The organism is Paraglaciecola sp. 25GB23A (genome assembly GCF_040012495.1).
Lineage (GTDB): Bacteria > Pseudomonadota > Gammaproteobacteria > Enterobacterales > Alteromonadaceae > Paraglaciecola.
Genome location: NZ_JBDYKM010000028.1, coordinates 1 through 17,336 on the forward strand (window position 1 = coordinate 1; position 17,336 = coordinate 17,336).

A 17,336-nucleotide genomic window follows, 5' to 3' on the forward strand; every position below is an offset into this window, starting at 1 on the left:
AATTTAGTCTGGGAAAAAAGTGGTACTTTAGTTTCATCATTAAACTTAGAAGGAATCACTTCCTTAGCTCTTATTAACAAAAATGGCGAAGAGAAGCTAATTGCTAAGTTTGGTGACTCAAGTGGCTTACTAGATTTTGAGCTTCAATTAAAACCTAGTGTTCACGTAAAATGGGGCAATGAAAGATAGGTGTACAAAACACCTAACAAGCCAATCAAGCGGGACTAAAAACAGTTTGCTCGGTTTCGCTTCGCTACACATTTTAGCAAACAATTTTTAGCCCCTTATTGGGGCGCTAGGGGAACTTGTATGAAACGGATGTTGATTCTAATATTTTTTATATTTCCCCAATTAGCTGTGGCTAGTAATTGCATTAAATTCGACGAAAAAGAATACTGTGAAGTTTGGAAGAATAAAGATGGCGAGATGCAAACAGTTGAGTTTTTAATTGACGGCCAAACTGTTAATGCATGGACGACAATGATGACAGTTCGTGAATATGATGGGAAAACAGCATTAAAGGAAGTTCTTCCTGATTATCTCAATAGCGTCAAGCCAATGTTTGCTTTGAAGCCTGATTTCCTCCAGAAGGATAACTCAAAAAGTAAGGAAGAAGTCTTTCTCAGAATGCTGCTTTTAGCCCCAGACAAATCACACTACGAATATGTCGTGAACAGGTTTTACCGAGATGACGAAAAGTCAGTGAAATCAATTTTTTACTCGCACCGAATTCCGTTTGCTAAAGAAGTTAACTTTAATGAAATAATGGAAAATCGTGATAATTGGCTTGAGCAACTACAATTGCTGTCGGTTGACGGACACATTGGTGATTAGTTCCTCTAACAAGTTGCCGAAAATCGCCGCAAACAACGCGGCTGGGACAAATACTCACTGGGCTTCGCCCAACAACGTTCAAATTTGCCCCTTGGCAAAGCGTTAGGTGTTTAGGTTGAGAGTTTCTGTTATATGTCTTTTAAAATTTTAGCTGAATTACTGATAAGAAGTATCGTCGGTTCTTTTTTGGGAATTTTCATTAGTCTGATTTTTAGTATCTTCATAATCTCTTTACTATATGACTTTACTTTTAATGATGTGAAACACACTCTTTTTAACTATCAATATGGACTTGCTATCGCCTATGTAATAGTGGTGGTCCTTGTATTTATTGAGCAAATAGTAAAGGTTAAGAGGCAAAAGCAGATTTGAGTGTAAATGGCTAACAAGGCATTAAAGTAGGACAAAAAATAGTTGGTTTTTGCTCGTTCCTCGCTTATTTTAATCAACTATTTTTTGCCTGTTAATTAAGCATTAGTTTTCACGGAGAATTCATCATTATTAGGAAAATAACAGCCTTTTTGTTACTTTTTGTAGTCGTTGGATGTTCACAAGCACCTTTGACCATCGGTTACACGTTTGACCCAAGTAGCATTGGCAACGGGGAAAGAACAGTCAAAGTTAATGGCCTTTTTAGAAAAGGGCACTATTGCGTAACTATATACTTAATAGATCCAAATGCCCCTTTAGTGTGGGAAATGAGTGATTTAACAAAATATAAAATCCCAGAAGATATAGATGTTAAATACAAAATAGAGATACCGGAAACAAATTACACGCAAGAGGGGGATTTTTTATCATCCAGTGATCACTATCTCGTTGCGGCCTATAATGAAAGAATGTCCTATCAACAATTTAATTTAATTTAACTGTAGAAGCTATACCAAGTTACAGGGCCAATACTTATATTGACGTCACGTACACTGGTAATGAGCGCCAACTTTCTGAACTCTCGTATAGAGTGAGCGTTTCAGAATGGGCGTGTAAATGAAACCTAACAAATGCATCATGGTGGGAATTTTACTCGCTGGTAAAGCGCTCCTATAATCCCCATTTGCAAAGCGTTATGTTTTTCAATCGATTGGGAGTTAGATAGTAAAGTGTTATACAACAAGGATTCTGTAGCTGCCTTATTTGGAATTTTATTAGGTCTATTGATTACAGCATACTTCGGACTGACCTTGGTCTACCCTGAACTAGGTTTTACTCAGCCTGAGCGAGAAGTTTTGGAACGATTCAAAGGTACTGTTGAATGGGTTAAAGAGACCGAGGCAGGGAGGGGAGAGGATTCAATTCGTTTTAAATTCAAGGAGTTTGAAAAATACTTTGTTTATCATTCAACAGAAGCCAGCCTAGTAAAAGAGGAGTTAGAGATTCCAAATAGCAATATCGAAATATTAGTAGATATGTCTGACTCTCATTCGCCACCACTTGATGAGCATTCTTATCACACGGTTTACGAGGTTGTAAGCGACAGCGCAAATGTTAGATCTTACGAGCAAGTCAAAAATGCTTATATGTCAGATTTTAAATCTATTCTTTGGATCGGGGTGGGTTTGTTCGTTTTTTCAGCCCTATTTTTATTATACGAAACCTATAAATATAGAAGAAAACATAACAAAAAAATTATGGTAGGGACGCGCAAACAACGCGCGCCCCGTATTTAAAACGTTATGTCTCAGATGCACCCCTCAATATTTCGATTATTACTAATTATCAGTTAGATAATGAAGTAGGCGGGGTATTGGCGGTGAAGTGGCGTAACAGAAATTGATAATATTAGGGTAGTTTCATTCCTCTATTTAATTGAGGTTATGAATTATGGATATGAAAGTAAAATCATCGCTTATTAGGAAATACAGAACGGAGAGACTCTGGTCGCAAGAGCATTTATCAAAAGTAAGTGGACTTGGCTTAAGGACTATTCAAAGGTTGGAGTCTCGCGGAAGTTGTTCATCTGAAACAATAATGTCACTAGCATCTGTTTTTGAAGTTGATCCAGCTACTCTTGTCTGGCGTGACGGTAGTTACCAAACATATAAACACAAGCAATGGGGTATTGTTACATTAACAGCTATATTTATTTTAGCGGCTACAATACTAGGAATAAATGATTGGTATGAATTTCTACCATCGGAAGCCCTAGGGATTATTTTCGGTGTGCTAACTATCGTTGCTATTATATTTAGCTCTATGACAATTGAAGTTAATGAAAGTGAAGTAAGTTGGTATTTTGGTCCTGGAGTATTTAAAAAACAAATATCACTGGAAGAGATTGCGAACTGCAATAATGTGAAAAACCCAATATGGATGGGGTTCGGTATACACTCATTTGGAACTGGTTGGATTTATAATGTTTCGGGGCTCTTAGGTATAGAAATTGAATTAAATGGTGGTTCATTTATTAGGTTAGGAACAAATGAGCCAAACTATCTTATTCAAGCCATTGTCGATGCTAGAGATAATGTAGAGTAATTTTTTTTAAAGCAAAGATTCCATACGAGTTGCTCAACAGGACAAAATACAGTTTGCTCACTAGCAAAGCGTTATGCATTTTTAGGTAGTTTGATGAAAATATTTAAGCTTTTATTATCAGTAGTAATCATCTTTCAAATTTCAGGATGTAGTGATCGTATAGATGAAGCAGATTGTTGGGCACACTTAGATAACGTTAAATCCAACCGTGAAGCGGGTAATATTGATTTAGCTTTTGAAGAAATTGCGGAACTTTCCAATTGTCTTTCATCTATAAATGTTCAAAAAGGGATGCGATATTATTACCATCTTGGCTGGCTTCACTATGAAAACGATGAATTTCAAAAGGCAATCGAAGCATATAATATGGGATTGCAAGATCAGCCGGATTACGCCTTTGCGTTGTGGAAAAGAGGGCAGGCCTATGAAGCGTTAGGTAATATCGAAAAATCTGTTGAAGATTACAAAAGTGCAGTACGCATTGGCCAAGAGACATTGCCAAATTTCGAACAGATCCTAATTGATTACCCAGATGTCAAAGCTAATCTGGAAAAGTATGTTGAGTAGGGCAATGCCTAACAAATCACTACAGACAGACACCAAGTATTAGGCAATTTTGTGTTTCTCACTTAACTCAGGAAATAACTCAACATTGCTCAACACTCGGCGCTGCTCAGTGAAGCGTTGAAGCTTTAGAAAAAGGTCGAAGCCAAAAAAACTATCGTGTTTTACGTTAAATCTATTTGCTGTTTAATGGTTTAACCTATCCAGATTTTGCGTAGCACCGCGTTTTAAAAGCTTATTTTGGCCAATTTTGTTGTTTATTTTTAAATCGAGGGTTTTTCTGCACCCTCGCTATGTGAACTTCAACCTGTAGAGTATAAAAGGAATAATATATGTCTTATGTCGATGGTTTTGTTGCCGCAGTACCAACAATAAATAAAGAAAAGTATATTGAACATGCGAAGTTATCTGCGGTCGTCTTCAAAGATCACGGAGCACTGAAAATTACTGAAAGTTGGGGAGATAACGTTCCTGATGGTGATATTACATCATTCCCAATGGCTGTGAAATGTGGCAAAGATGAGACTGTAGTCTTTTCATCTGTTGTATGGCCAACGAAGGAAGTTCGTGATGCGGGTTGGGCGGCTATTATGGACGATCCTAGAATGCATCCAGATCAAAACCCAATGCCGTTTGATGGTAAGCGTTTAATATACGGTGGTTTCGACGTTATTTTAGAGGAATAGCACTGAGATATATTGCACATACAAGTTGCCAAATTTCGCCGCAAAAAGTGCGGCTGAGTCTGTACACGTAGTTACTGGTGTTGGCGGGTGCTGTTGTATTCGCCCAACTCCCAGCGGAAAAACTTAGGCATAAAACCGATACAAAACAGTGATTTATTAAGAATAAAAAAGATTTTGCCGGTTTGACCATATTACTTCCCTTATTACTTTAAGCAAAACCGATAATAGGCGACGAATCTAAAGCAATTGCAGGTAAAACGAAATTATAAAACAAAAAACAAACACCGATATCGAGATTTTTTTGATGTTGGTCTTGCGTTTTTCTATGTTAATCTAATTTTTTGCCAACTTGGTTAGTCAATGCAGGTAGATATTAAACAAAGCCAACACCTAGTATTTGGCGCTGGTTTAATTGGGTGCTATTTAGGTGGTGTTTTGTCGTATTTAGGTTTAAATACGCGCTTAGTCTGTCGCCCTGTGATTAAAGATAAACTACAACAAGGTATCAAATTAACCGACTATCTTGAGCATGTTAGCAGCAACATTGCTTTGCAGTTTGCAGAACAACAAGGATCAGGCCCAGCTGTTAGCGAAACGAGTCCAATTGATTTTCTGTGGCTGACCGTCAAATGTACTGGAATAGAACAAGCGGTTCGAGATATTGCGCCATTTGTTTCAGCCAATACGGTTATTTTATGCTGCCAAAATGGCTTAGGTTCAGAGGCATTACTTAAGACTCACTTTGCCAATAATCAGGTATTACGTGTGATGGTGCCCTTTAATGTGGTTGAGTTAAAGCCAGGACATTATCACCGCGGCTCCCAAGGGAGTTTAACACTCGAATATTCACCTTCTACTCAAGCTTCTATCGAAGCATTAGCTAAGGTTTTGCAATGTGACTTTTTACCCGTAGCCCTTAGTCAAAATATGTCAGCCTTATTATGGGCCAAGCTGCAACTTAATTTAGGTAACAGTATCAATGCTTTAGCTGATATTCCCGTGAAGGCGATGTTGCAGCAACGAGGATATCGCTTAGTGATTGCCAGATTAATGCGCGAGCTACTAGCCGTGACCGATGCGCTTTCGATTTCGTTGCCGAAAGTGACGTCTTTACCAGCACATTGGTTGCCCAGTGTATTAAGTTTGCCAGATTTTTTGTTCGCTAGAGTCGCTAATTCTATGTTGGCCGTTGACCCTAACGTACGTACGTCGATGTGGTGGGATGTGTCCCAGGGCAAAGCGACAGAAATAGATTTTCTCAACGGCGCTATTGTTGAACAAGCCGAGTTGTTAGGACTGCAAACCCCCGCAAATAAGAAAATAATAGAGTTGATTAAGGCCTTGCATCAGAAAAGTGCCCCAAATAAGATTAGGTCAATCAATGCAAATGATTTGTTAACTATGTTGGGTTAATGCCGATATAGTCACTAATAAGATACTAATGAAGTTAATGGCTGTAAAATAAACATGATATTAAGCGACATTCCAGCAAAATTTTTTGAACTACTGCCCGTGCCTGTCATAGTGACCTTGCCTCAGGAAGGTAATGCCAACGCTGAGATAGTTTATGTTAATCAACATTTTGTTGATGAACTCGGTTGGCAATTAAGCGATATACCTGACAAATATACCTGGTGGGTGAAGGCTTATCCCGATCCTGACTATCAAAAAGTGGTAGAGCGGCAGTGGGAGTTAGTTGTCTCTGATGCTAAAGAACTGTCAGAAACCTTGGTCAGTATTGATGTCAATATCGCCACCAAATCTCAAGCTACAAAGCGATTCAGAGTGTCTAGTTTTCTAAGTGAAAAGCTGTGTCCAGGATATAATGTGGTGGTTTTAACGCGATTACCTAATACTCAATAACGTTATTCCAAATGTTATAGTCAACCAAAGACTTGCTGACCCTATCCTAATAACTAGGTAGACAAGAATTAGGGTCTAAATAAACTACTGATCATTTACTTTATGTCTTAAGTCATCTACCCACATCGCAGTGGCTCCACAAACGGCTACCGGCATCACTAAAAAGTTTACTAAAGGGATCATCGACCCAATACTTACGGCAATACCAAAACTAAAGGAGTTTGCTTGGCTAGATTGTAAGGTTTTACGCATACTATTGAATGAAATCTTATGATTATCAAAGGCATAATCACAGTACTGTATGGCCATCATCCAGGCACTGAATAAAAACCACAGTACTTGGCCAAACACCGGTAAGATAAAAAACAACAACAAAAAAACAATTGCTCTGGGTAGATAATAGGTGAATTTAGATAACTCACGGCCAAAAGTGCGAGGAATATCTTTGACTATATCGAGCAGACCAGAGTCTCCTAAACTTTGACCGGTCAAATGTAACTCTACTTTTTCAGCTAACAAACCATTAAACGGAGCGGCAATCCAATTTGCCAAGGTACCAAACACCAAGGCAAAAATAAGTAGGATACTGATCACCGCAATGGGCCAAATAATGTAGCTTAAACCATCTTTTAGCCAACTAAGCCATTGCCAATCAGGAATAAGATCAACTAGCCAAACAATACTTTCGCTGATTTGACCAAACAAAAAATAGAATGCGCTTGAAAAAAGCACTAAATTGACAACCAAAGGAATAAACACAAACCGTTTAAGTCCTTTTGTGGTTATTAGGCTAAAACCTTGAAAAAAATAATGCACAACGTTCCTTAACTAATTGATTTACAGATAAATCCAAGCTGTATAGCATGATATCTTGAGTTAATAGTGATTGCTAAGTATAAGTCTTTCTACTTTTTGATCAAAACGTCAATTGTTACACTTGATGACTTTTGATACATTCGCTGGGGTTAAAATAAAAACGATAAAACCAATGGAACACGCTGTGTCGCTATGCGCTTAAAGAAAATCAAATTGGCAGGGTTTAAGTCCTTTGTCGATCCCACTACCATTCCATTTCCTGATGACATGACGGCCATTGTAGGCCCGAATGGCTGTGGAAAATCAAATGTAATCGATGCGGTAAGATGGGTTCTAGGTGAAAGCTCTGCCAAAAATTTGCGCGGTGATGCGATGACCGACGTTATTTTTAACGGCTCTACTGCAAGAAAACCAGTATCACAATGCAGTGTTGAGCTGGTATTTGATAATTCATCAGGCCGCATCCAAGGCGAATATGCGGGTTACAACGAGTTATCAGTAAAACGAGTAGTGACCAAAGATGGTCAATCTAACTACTTATTAAATAACAGCAAATGTCGGCGCCGAGATGTAACAGATTTGTTTTTGGGCACGGGTTTAGGGCCGCGCAGTTATGCCATTATTGAGCAGGGCATGATTTCGCGCTTAATTGAGTCCAAGCCGCAAGAATTAAGAATGTTTATTGAAGAAGCCGCTGGGGTGTCTAAATATAAAGAGCGGCGTCGTGAAACAGAAACGCGTATTCGTCATACCAAAGAAAACCTGGAACGACTAGCTGATGTGCGCGGTGAATTAGGTCAGCAGTTAGAAAAACTGCAACGTCAAGCAGCAGCGGCAAAACGTTTTAAAGAGTTAAAACACCAAGAACGCAACTTAAAAGGCGAGTTAGCAGCCATCCGCTGGCTAAAACATAATGCCAAAATAACTCGGTTTGAACGAGATATTGAACGAAAAAATAATGATATTGAGGCCTTTGTTACCCGTCAGCGCGGTGAAGAAAAAGACTTAACTGCTTTTAAAGAGAGTCAGCAAGAGCTCAAATTAGAGTTAGGCGATATTCAGCAACAAAATTATAAAGTAGCGACGGATATTAGCCGTATTGAACAAAACCAAATTCATACCAAACAACGCCGTCAAAAAATTGAGCAAGAAAGCGCCGGCCTGCAAGATGCGATTTATGAGCATCAAATCCTTCAGCAACAACATAGCGAAACGATCAGCGAATTGGCTGAGCAAATTGCGTTGTCTGAGCCAGAAAAAATATTATTGGATGAGCAGTTAGAAGAAGCGCAAGAACAATTATTTAACAGTGAACAACAGTCAAATGAGCAGCAAAGTGAATGGCGTCGCCAAGAACAAGAATTTCAAAGCAGCAAGCAACAGGTACAAAACTGCCACAGTCAGATTCAATCTTTACTCAGTATGCAATTGCGCACAGAGCAGCGTGTTAGTGATATTAAACTTGAATTATCTGAATTGCTTGACAGTGAATTACACAGTGAAATTGAGCAGGCTCATTCACAAAGTGCAACAATACAGCAGCAATTAAAAGTAAGCACAGAAGATTGGCAAACACAGCAAATTCAGCTTGAAGACGCGCAACAACAGCTCAAGTTACATGAGCAGACAAGCTTGCTTTTACAAGGTGAATTGCAGCAAGTTAATGCTCAGTTGACGGCATTGAATATGTTGCAACAACACGCTCAACAAAGTGATGAATTGCTTGCAGCGTTAAATCAGCAACAAATTAGTTTCCAGCGTTGGTGGCAAACATTAAACGTCAGTAAAGGTTGGGAAGTGGCCTTTGAGTGCCTAACCCAAAATTGGCAACAGGCCTTGCAGTTAGATAGCTCAGCGCCTGTTTTAGGACAGTTAGACTCATTACTTGGCAGTCGTTTATTGATGACAGAAGACTATTGTGATGACATTCCTGCCAATAGTGTGGCAGCCAAACTAGATAATAGTCGAGTGCCTGCTTGGTTGTGCGACGTACTAGTTGCTGACTCCATCACCCAAGCGAAAACAAAGCTTCTAAGCTTAGATAAACATCAAAGTGTTATTACCCCACAAGGATATTGGCTTGGACATGGCTGGTTAATTGTGGGTACTGCCAAACAGCAGAGTGGCTTAATTGAGCGAGCTGGTCAAATAAGTGGCTTACAATCACAACAGCAAGCGGGTGAGCTACAATTATTGCAGAACAATGACACGATTGAAGCTGCCAAACTCAGATTAGGCGACGCCAAATGCTCGGTAGATTTGGCAAAAAACAAACTCAACGCCATCGAACAGCAATACCAGCAAAGCACTAACCAATTAATATTATTGCAGGCTCAAGCAAAACAAAATGAGGGACGCAGTGAAAAACTGCAAGTCGAATTACGTAAGCAACAAACGCTAGCTGAACAAGAACAAGAGGAATTAGCTCAATTATCGATGCAAGCCGAAGAGTTGGAACTGAATGTAGCCGACTTGCTTGAGCGCCAAGCTGAAATAGAGCAAGCCCGAGAAAGAAGTCAAAATACCATACTCACTGCGCGCAATCAGTTGGATAATCACAAGACTAAGCTGCATCAACTTGCTTTGCACATGCAAGGAATTAAAAGCCAATATGCCAGTATTCAGGCGATACAAGCTCGTGATATCCAGCAATTAACGCAGATGCAGGAGAAACGTGCTCAATTACAAGCAGAATTTATTGAATTGAGTCAACCACTGGAAGAGCAAGCTGAAAATTTGCAGTTATTGTTAGAGCAGCGAGCTGAATTAGAAAGTCAGCAACATTTGTTGAGTGATCAATTAGCCGAACTTGACAGTCAAATAAATGAAGCACAAAAAGGCCAGCAAGGTGTTACTGATAAAATTCAAGTGATGTTAGGTGAATTACAAAGCATCAAGCTTGAATGTGAGGGTTATCGAGTTAGAGCAAATGGAGTATTAGAACAACTGCAAGAACTGCATCAATCTTTAGAATCTTTGTTAGAAAATTTACCCGAGGATGCTGATGAAAATATTTGGCAGCAAAATCTAGAAAAAACCACGGCGGCAGTTGGACGTTTAGGTGCAGTTAACTTAGCCGCGGTAGAAGAGTATGATCTGCAGGCAGAGCGTAAGCTGCATCTTGATACCCAAAATGATGACTTAGTGGCAGCTCTCGAAACCCTTGAACATGCGATTCGTAAAATCGATAAAGAAACCCGTTCTCGATTCAAAGAAACCTTTGACCAAGTGAATGAAGATTTGAAAATGTTATTTCCAAAAGTGTTCGGTGGAGGCTCCGCATATTTGGAACTAACTGGTGATGATCTACTCGAAACAGGGGTCACCATAATGGCAAGACCTCCAGGTAAGAAAAATAGTACAATACATTTGCTTTCTGGTGGAGAAAAAGCGCTGACGGCTTTATCATTGGTATTCGCGATTTTTAGATTAAATCCCGCACCGTTTTGTTTGTTGGATGAAGTTGATGCGCCATTGGATGACGCCAACGTTGGACGGTTTTGTAAATTAGTGTCAGAAATGTCAAAAACTGTGCAGTTTATTTATATCACCCATAATAAAATAGCCATGGAAATGGCGACACACTTGACGGGGGTCACTATGTCGGAACCAGGAGTGTCACGCATGGTTGCAGTCGACGTAGAGGAAGCAGTGGCAATTGCCCAGGCTTGATGATGAATAATAATAAAAGGGTATGTGTTTAAATGGATGATGGTGTATTTCGTTGGATATTAGCCGTTTTGGGCAGTTGCATTATTATTGCGGTATTGGTTCATGGTATTTGGGTTTCCAGAAAAAATAGCCAAAAGAAAGTGTCAGCAAAGAAACAAAATAGCGCTGTCCGCAAACCTCAATTGCAACCTAGAGGTTGGCAGGAAGATGAGTCTGAAAAAAGCTCTGCTGAGTTTAAACGGCAGGATGATGACGATCTAGAAATTAAAATCGATTTTGAAATAGATGAAAAGGCCGACAAAGATAACTTTGCCGTCGGTAAGACTTCTCCGCAAATAGGTGAGTTTGATGACCTCGGTTTAGGCGCAGTGCGTATCGTGGGGTCTAATCCTGTGAGTTCGCCTGTGGTTAATACGACAGAAGATATTCCCACTTTGGATGATGATTTTGAGCCGTCTGCTAAAGTTACAGCACCAGAGGTAAAACCTGTTTCTAGCGGTAAAGTTTATGCCTCGGTGGTAAGCCAACCTAAGCCCGAGTATATTGCAAAATTTGGTCATGTAGGGACAGGTAAGAATCCCACAGGCGCAGCTAGTGCTAAACCCATTGATGAATACCGGGCACCAGAGCCACCGCCATTTTTGTTGAAAAAAGATGAGGTTAAAGCGCCTGAAAAGACCTCGGTGGATATGGAAGCATTGTTTAAGACGGCACAAGAGTCTCATGACGCTGAGAAGCCACAGGTCAGTGAACCCGCAGTTAGGGCTAATGTTAACCCACCTCAAGAAAAGGTGAGTTTGGCTGAACAGGCGCGACAATTAGTGTTGGGCAAAAAAACAGACAATACTACTAGAAAACGGCGTGAGCCTAAAATAGCTGAAGATCAAATGCGTATTGATTTTGAGGAAGAATCAGTAAAAGACGTACCTAAAAAAGCGGCAGAGCCTAAAGCTAAACCCGCTGAAATTGCCCAAGAAGTGTTGGTCTTAAATGTTAAGGCCGGTGACAATAATCCCATACCTGGCGCAGCTTTGTTACCTATGTTGTTAACTCTTGGTTTTAAGTTTGGTGATCAGGATATCTTTCATCGGCACGTTAATGCGAGCGGCAAGGGGCCAGTATTATTTAGCCTCGCCAACATGTTTAAACCTGGCAATTTTGATATTGATAATCTAGAAAACTTCACCACCTTGGGTATATCGTTATTTATGATTTTACCTATCGAAGGCGATCCGCATCAGGTATTTAATATGATGCATAATGCTGCGCGTAAAATAGCCGATGAATTTTCTGCTCAAGTTTATGATGGCAGACGAGCTTTATTAACCAAACAAAGCTTGCAGCAATACGTGGAAAAAATTCGTGAATTTGAACGTAAGCGCATGGTCAATCGGCACTAATCTAGTATTTTATGGAATTTGAATTAAACGCCCTTGCTGCAGTTTTCAGCTTGGGTTTTTAAGTTATTGTTATCCAATTTTCTACTGTTTCAATCTTTTATTGTGGAATGCTTATAAATGGCAAGCTTAAACGACGCATCTCAGCGACTAAATCAACTGATAACCGACATTACTGAATTCAATTATCAGTATTATGTGCTCGACAATCCTACGGTGCCCGATGCCGAGTACGACCGTCTAATGCTTGAATTAACTCAAATAGAAAAAACGTTCCCCTCACTACTCACCAGTGATTCACCCAGTCAAAAAGTCGGTGGAATGCCACTTGCGCAGTTTGAGCAAGTGGAACATGAAGTCCCGATGTTATCGCTCGACAATGCTTTTGATGAAGAGTCAATGTATGCCTTTGAAAAACGTATGCAGGATAGGGTGAAGCGCAGTGACGAAATTACTTATAGCTGTGAGCCAAAATTAGACGGGTTAGCCGTTAGCTTGCTGTATCAAAATGGTAAGTTAGTCAGAGGAGCCACACGGGGCGATGGCAGTGTTGGCGAAAATATTAGTGCCAACGTGCGCACTATTCGCAACGTACCCTTAACGCTACGCGGTGATCAATATCCTGAGCGCTTAGAAGTGCGCGGAGAGGTGATAATGACACGGGATGGTTTTACTCGATTGAACGAACGACAGGCAAAAGACGGCAAAAAGATTTTTGCTAATCCACGCAACGCTGCTGCGGGTAGTCTACGACAATTAGATTCTCGGATAACGGCAGCTCGGCCTTTATTGTTTTTTGCCTATTCATTGGGCTTAGTCGAAAACGAACAACAGCCCTTAGCGCAAACCCACTCTGGCCGGCTAAAACAGCTTAGTGAATGGGGTTTACCGCTGAGTCAGGAGCTCGATGTCGCCGTTGGCGCAACTCAGTGTTTAGCCTACTACAAAAAAATCGCTGAACGTCGAGACAGTCTTAACTACGATATTGACGGTGTGGTGTTTAAAGCCGATAGCATCGCTTTACAACAAGAGCTAGGTTTTGTCGCTCGCGCGCCACGTTGGGCGATAGCACATAAATTTCCTGCGCAAGAAGAAATGACTCAGGTGCTTGATGTTGAATTTCAAGTCGGTAGAACGGGCGCTATTACTCCAGTGGCTCGCTTAAGCCCAGTGGTGGTTGGTGGCGTTACCGTGTCGAACGCCACTTTGCATAATCAGGATGAAATTCAGCGTTTAGGCTTAAAGATTGGTGATAGTGTGATCATACGCCGCGCAGGTGATGTCATACCGCAAGTGGTCGCTGTCGTTGTCGCTAAGCGCCCTGATGATGCGAGAGAGATTGTATTTCCAACCCATTGTCCAGTTTGCGATTCAGCGGTAGAAAAAGTAGCCGAAGAAGCCGTCGCTCGTTGCACTGGCGGCTTATATTGCGCAGCGCAGCGCAAAGAAGCGATGAAACATTTTGCCTCACGTAAAGCCTTCGATATTGATGGTTTGGGCGATAAAATTATTGAACAACTTGTTGAGCAAAATTTGGTTAAAACGCCTGCAGACTTTTTTAAATTAGAATTTATGCAATTAGCTAATTTAGAACGTATGGGTGACAAATCTGCAGCAAATTTACTGATTTCATTGGGAAAAAGCAAAACGACTACCTTGGCCAAGTTTCTGTATTCATTAGGAATACGAGAAGTCGGTGAGGCCACGGCGGCTAATTTGGCCAAACATTTTTGTGACTTGGATTCGATTATTGCTGCCGACGTTGAAGCTCTGCAAGGGGTTAATGATGTCGGGGTTATCGTTGCTGAACATGTATTCAACTTTTTTCGAGAAAGCCATAACCTAGAAGTCATTGGTGCTTTAATCGAGGCCGGCATTAATTGGCCAAAAATCGATAAAGCCGCTCTGGAATCTTTACCCTTAGCCGGGCAAACTTTTGTATTAACCGGCACCTTGAGTCAGATGGATCGCAATGCAGCCAAAGATAAACTGCAAACACTTGGGGCAAAAGTGGCAGGCAGTGTGTCAGCTAAAACCTCAGTAGTTGTCGCAGGGGCCAGTGCGGGTTCAAAATTAGCAAAAGCTGAATCACTGGGCATTAAAGTAATGAATGAAGACGATATGTTGGCATTATTCGCAGAGCTTGGAGCCTAAATGGAAGTCATACAGTCAGTGCTCAGCCAACTCAGTCATTTCATGCAGGCTTACTATTCAGCCATTGCTTTGAGTATGGTTGCAACCTTATTGGTTATTTATGGTGACGTCTTTAATAAACGCTTAAAACGTTTGGTTAGCCCTTATCATTTTATTATCCGTACTGTAGTTTTTGTGCTGATATGTGCCTTTGGTTATGGTTTATTAACCGTGTTTGCAGCACCATTTATTAAGCAACTTATCTTAATGATCCCACACCTTTATCGAGGAATATCTATCATTGCAGTATTTTTGTTACTGGGATATCTGGCAGAACATAGACGCTACATCTAATTCTTTGATGAAAATAAGCTGTTTACTATTTATCCAAGTGACATTTCAGATGAATGGCTTGGATTACTTTATAGCGTTGCCTGTGACTCAGCCTTAAAAGGTTTGAACCACAAAATATCGCTGCAAGAAAAGGCGAATTTTGTGGTTCAAATTAATGCACAATATTGACTAATGCTTCATTAGCGATTTACAAAGAAGCAAAACGTTTTGTATGCACATCCGTACTGCCAAACAAATATTGGATGGTGGTTAAACGTTTGAATATATGACCCACATCCAGTTCATCTGTCATGCCGATACCACCGTGAATTTGTATCGCCTCACGACCCACCAAGTTAGCCGCTTGACCAATACGACTTTTCGCCGCCGATAATGCTTTTGCGTCGCTTCCGTTATTGCTATCCATTTTTAAAACAGCCATTAACAAGATAGATTTAGCTTGTTGATGCTCTATAAACATATTTACCATGCGGTGCTGCAGTGCTTGGAAAGAGCCAATGGTACGACCAAACTGTTTACGGGTTTTAGCGTATTCTAAGGTACGTTCATGGGCTATTTGCATGGCACCAACGGCTTCGGCACAAATCGCTAAGGTAGCTTTATCGATAATATTGTTGATGGCGGGCAAGGCATTGTCTTGCTCGCCTAACAATCCGAGGGTAGGGGTGTTGTCAAACCAAATGTCGGCAGCTTGGTGCCCGTCCACATTGGCATAACCTTCACGTTTAACGCTGGGATGATTGGCATCAACCAGAAACAAGCTAATGCCCTGTTCGTCAGAATTTTCACCAGAGCTACGCGCCGAAACAATTAATGTATCGGCATGATTGCCATTTAATACCACTGATTTGTGACCGCTAAGAAAAAATTCACCCTGAGTTTCGTTCGCGCGACAAGTGACGTTATTGAGTTGATAACGACTTTGTGGTTCTGCATAAGCAAAGGCCATTTGTAATTCACCGGCCATGATCCTGGGTAGATAATCGTCTTTTTGTTGTTGATTACCCGCTAGAGCAACTAAACCACCGGCCATAACCGCCGTGGCAATAAAAGGCTCCACTACCATGCCTTTGCCAAACTCTTCCATCACCAGCATAAGGTCGGTCATCGAACCACCTAAACCACCGTCTTCTTCGGTAAATGGCAGCATTAACCATCCGAGTTCAGCGAAGGTATTCCAATTTTTTTGGCTGTAACCTGCTGCTGAAGTAATTATTTTTCGGCGTGTATCAAAATCGTAATCGTTGAGAATAAATCTCGAGACACTATCTTGAATCATTTTTTGTTCACTACTTAACGAAAAGTCCATAATAAACTCCTAATCCTAATTTAAAGGCCTAAAACGGCTTTGCTGATGATGTTAGTTTGAATTTCGTTACTGCCACCATAAATGGAGGCTTTGCGATTATTGAAGTAACGTAATGCACTGTTAGCGGCCATATCAGATCCAATATACTGCCCGTCAAAATCATCATGGAACTGCTGAGGAACATAGGGCATTGAATAGTATCCAGCGGCTTCGACATATAGCTCATCAATTGCTTGGATAATCTGCGTTCCGACAATTTTTAAAATTGAGGACTCTGGACCCGGTGCCTTGCCTGTGCTGATAGCGGAGAGGGTGCGTAATTCAGTATATTCTAAAGCCAATAAATCAATTTCTAGTTTGGCGACTTTTTGGGCAAATATAAGGTCGTCCATTAATTTATTGTCCCCGTCAGGAGATGTTGCAGCCAATTCTTTTAGTTGTACAAGGCGTTCTTTAGAAATTGCCACACGGGCAATACCGGTGCGTTCATGAGTTAATAGCACTTTAGCGTAGGTCCATCCTTGGCCCTCGGCACCGATAAGGTTCTCTGCTGGAACGCGAACCCCATCAAAGTGCACTTCATTTACTTCATGTTTACCATCAATGGTAATAATCGGCGATACCGTAATTTTAGGATCGTGCATGTTGATAAGGATAAAACTGATGGCTTCTTGGTTTTTTGCGCTAGGCGGACCTGTTCTGACTAAGCAGAATATCCAGTCGGCGTATTGGCCCAAAGTGGTCCATGTTTTTGTGCCGTTAATTACATATTCGTCGCCATCTCTTACTGCCGTGGTTCTGACACCCGCGAGATCTGAGCCTGCGCCGGTTTCTGAATATCCCTGACACCACCAAACTTTACTGGCTAAAATATCAGGTAGAAAACGTTGTTTTTGTTCTTCATTACCGAAGGTATAAATAATAGGCGCAACCATTTTCAAACCAAAGGGTACTACATCTGGGGCACCTGCTTTCGCACACTCATTAGCGAAAATGTATTTCTGTGTTGGGCTCCAACCTGTGCCGCCATATTCGATTGGCCAGTTAGTCGCGGCCCACCCCTTGGCATTTAGTATTTGTTGCCACTCAATATAAGCCTCTTTTTCTAGATGTAAGCCTTTGCGAGTTTTTACAGCGGTATCTTTTGGCAGTTTTTCTTGCAAAAATTGCTGCACTTCTTGTTGAAAGTCTTTTTCTTCAGCGGTGAAATTTAAATTCATCTTGCAAATCCTT

The 17,336-nt window shown here is 40.8% G+C and carries 16 protein-coding genes; 13 read left to right on the top strand and 3 right to left on the bottom strand.

All coding sequences use genetic code 11. The annotated features are described in order from the left end of the window. The 9 genes from ABKW31_RS20430 to ABKW31_RS20470 all read left to right on the top strand — a co-directional run. Window positions 1-189: hypothetical protein (locus ABKW31_RS20430; RefSeq protein ID WP_348618455.1), on the top strand; the 189-nt coding region annotated here is incomplete at its 5' end. 120 nt (window positions 190-309) lie between these two features. Continuing rightward, window positions 310-834 (top strand): hypothetical protein, encoded by a 525-nt coding sequence (locus tag ABKW31_RS20435; protein WP_348618456.1) that lies wholly within the window; start codon window positions 310-312, stop codon window positions 832-834. 521 nt (window positions 835-1,355) lie between these two features. Beyond that, window positions 1,356-1,703 (top strand): hypothetical protein, encoded by a 348-nt coding sequence (locus tag ABKW31_RS20440; protein WP_348618457.1) that lies wholly within the window; start codon window positions 1,356-1,358, stop codon window positions 1,701-1,703. 231 nt (window positions 1,704-1,934) lie between these two features. Continuing rightward, window positions 1,935-2,501, top strand: coding sequence for a hypothetical protein (locus tag ABKW31_RS20445; protein WP_348618458.1), 567 nt, complete (start codon window positions 1,935-1,937; stop codon window positions 2,499-2,501). 154 nt (window positions 2,502-2,655) lie between these two features. Beyond that, entirely contained in the window at window positions 2,656-3,309 is a 654-nt protein-coding gene (locus tag ABKW31_RS20450) for a helix-turn-helix transcriptional regulator (protein WP_348618460.1), read from the top strand. 93 nt (window positions 3,310-3,402) lie between these two features. Then, a complete protein-coding gene (locus tag ABKW31_RS20455) occupies window positions 3,403-3,876 on the top strand; it encodes a tetratricopeptide repeat protein (protein WP_348618461.1) in 474 nt (157 codons plus the stop codon). A 329-nt stretch (window positions 3,877-4,205) separates the two neighbouring features. Continuing rightward, window positions 4,206-4,559, top strand: a complete 354-nt coding sequence (locus ABKW31_RS20460; protein ID WP_348618462.1) for a DUF1428 domain-containing protein — start codon at window positions 4,206-4,208, stop codon at window positions 4,557-4,559. Between the two features lie 360 nt (window positions 4,560-4,919). Next, window positions 4,920-5,972 carry a 2-dehydropantoate 2-reductase gene (locus ABKW31_RS20465; RefSeq protein ID WP_348618463.1) on the top strand — a complete coding sequence of 351 codons (1,053 nt, stop codon included), beginning with the start codon at window positions 4,920-4,922 and terminating at the stop codon, window positions 5,970-5,972. Between the two features lie 54 nt (window positions 5,973-6,026). Next, window positions 6,027-6,422, top strand: a complete 396-nt coding sequence (locus ABKW31_RS20470) for a PAS domain-containing protein (protein WP_348618464.1) — start codon at window positions 6,027-6,029, stop codon at window positions 6,420-6,422. Between the two features lie 84 nt (window positions 6,423-6,506). Here ABKW31_RS20470 and cysZ read toward each other — a convergent pair whose 3' ends face one another. Then, window positions 6,507-7,238, bottom strand: coding sequence for a sulfate transporter CysZ (gene cysZ / locus ABKW31_RS20475; RefSeq protein ID WP_348618465.1), 732 nt, complete (start codon window positions 7,236-7,238; stop codon window positions 6,507-6,509). A gap of 192 nt (window positions 7,239-7,430) precedes the next feature. Between cysZ and smc the strand changes: the two genes are divergently transcribed. The 4 genes from smc (at window position 7,431) to ABKW31_RS20495 (ending at window position 14,794) form a co-directional block, all read left to right on the top strand. Then, window positions 7,431-10,910, top strand: coding sequence for a chromosome segregation protein SMC (gene smc / locus ABKW31_RS20480; protein WP_348618466.1), 3,480 nt, complete (start codon window positions 7,431-7,433; stop codon window positions 10,908-10,910). A gap of 32 nt (window positions 10,911-10,942) precedes the next feature. After that, window positions 10,943-12,310, top strand: coding sequence for a cell division protein ZipA (zipA, locus tag ABKW31_RS20485; RefSeq protein ID WP_348618467.1), 1,368 nt, complete (start codon window positions 10,943-10,945; stop codon window positions 12,308-12,310). A gap of 117 nt (window positions 12,311-12,427) precedes the next feature. Next, window positions 12,428-14,461 (top strand): NAD-dependent DNA ligase LigA, encoded by a 2,034-nt coding sequence (gene ligA, locus ABKW31_RS20490; protein ID WP_348618468.1) that lies wholly within the window; start codon window positions 12,428-12,430, stop codon window positions 14,459-14,461. After that, window positions 14,462-14,794 (top strand): DUF3392 domain-containing protein, encoded by a 333-nt coding sequence (locus tag ABKW31_RS20495; RefSeq protein ID WP_348618469.1) that lies wholly within the window; start codon window positions 14,462-14,464, stop codon window positions 14,792-14,794. A 187-nt stretch (window positions 14,795-14,981) separates the two neighbouring features. Here the strand turns inward: ABKW31_RS20495 and ABKW31_RS20500 are convergent, their stop codons facing one another. Both ABKW31_RS20500 and ABKW31_RS20505 read right to left on the bottom strand, forming a co-directional pair. Further along, a complete protein-coding gene (locus ABKW31_RS20500) occupies window positions 14,982-16,103 on the bottom strand; it encodes an acyl-CoA dehydrogenase (protein ID WP_348618470.1) in 1,122 nt (373 codons plus the stop codon). 20 nt (window positions 16,104-16,123) lie between these two features. Beyond that, window positions 16,124-17,323: an acyl-CoA dehydrogenase family protein gene (locus tag ABKW31_RS20505; protein WP_348618471.1), complete on the bottom strand. Its 1,200-nt coding sequence runs from the start codon at window positions 17,321-17,323 to the stop codon at window positions 16,124-16,126. Window positions 17,324-17,336 lie beyond the last annotated feature (13 nt).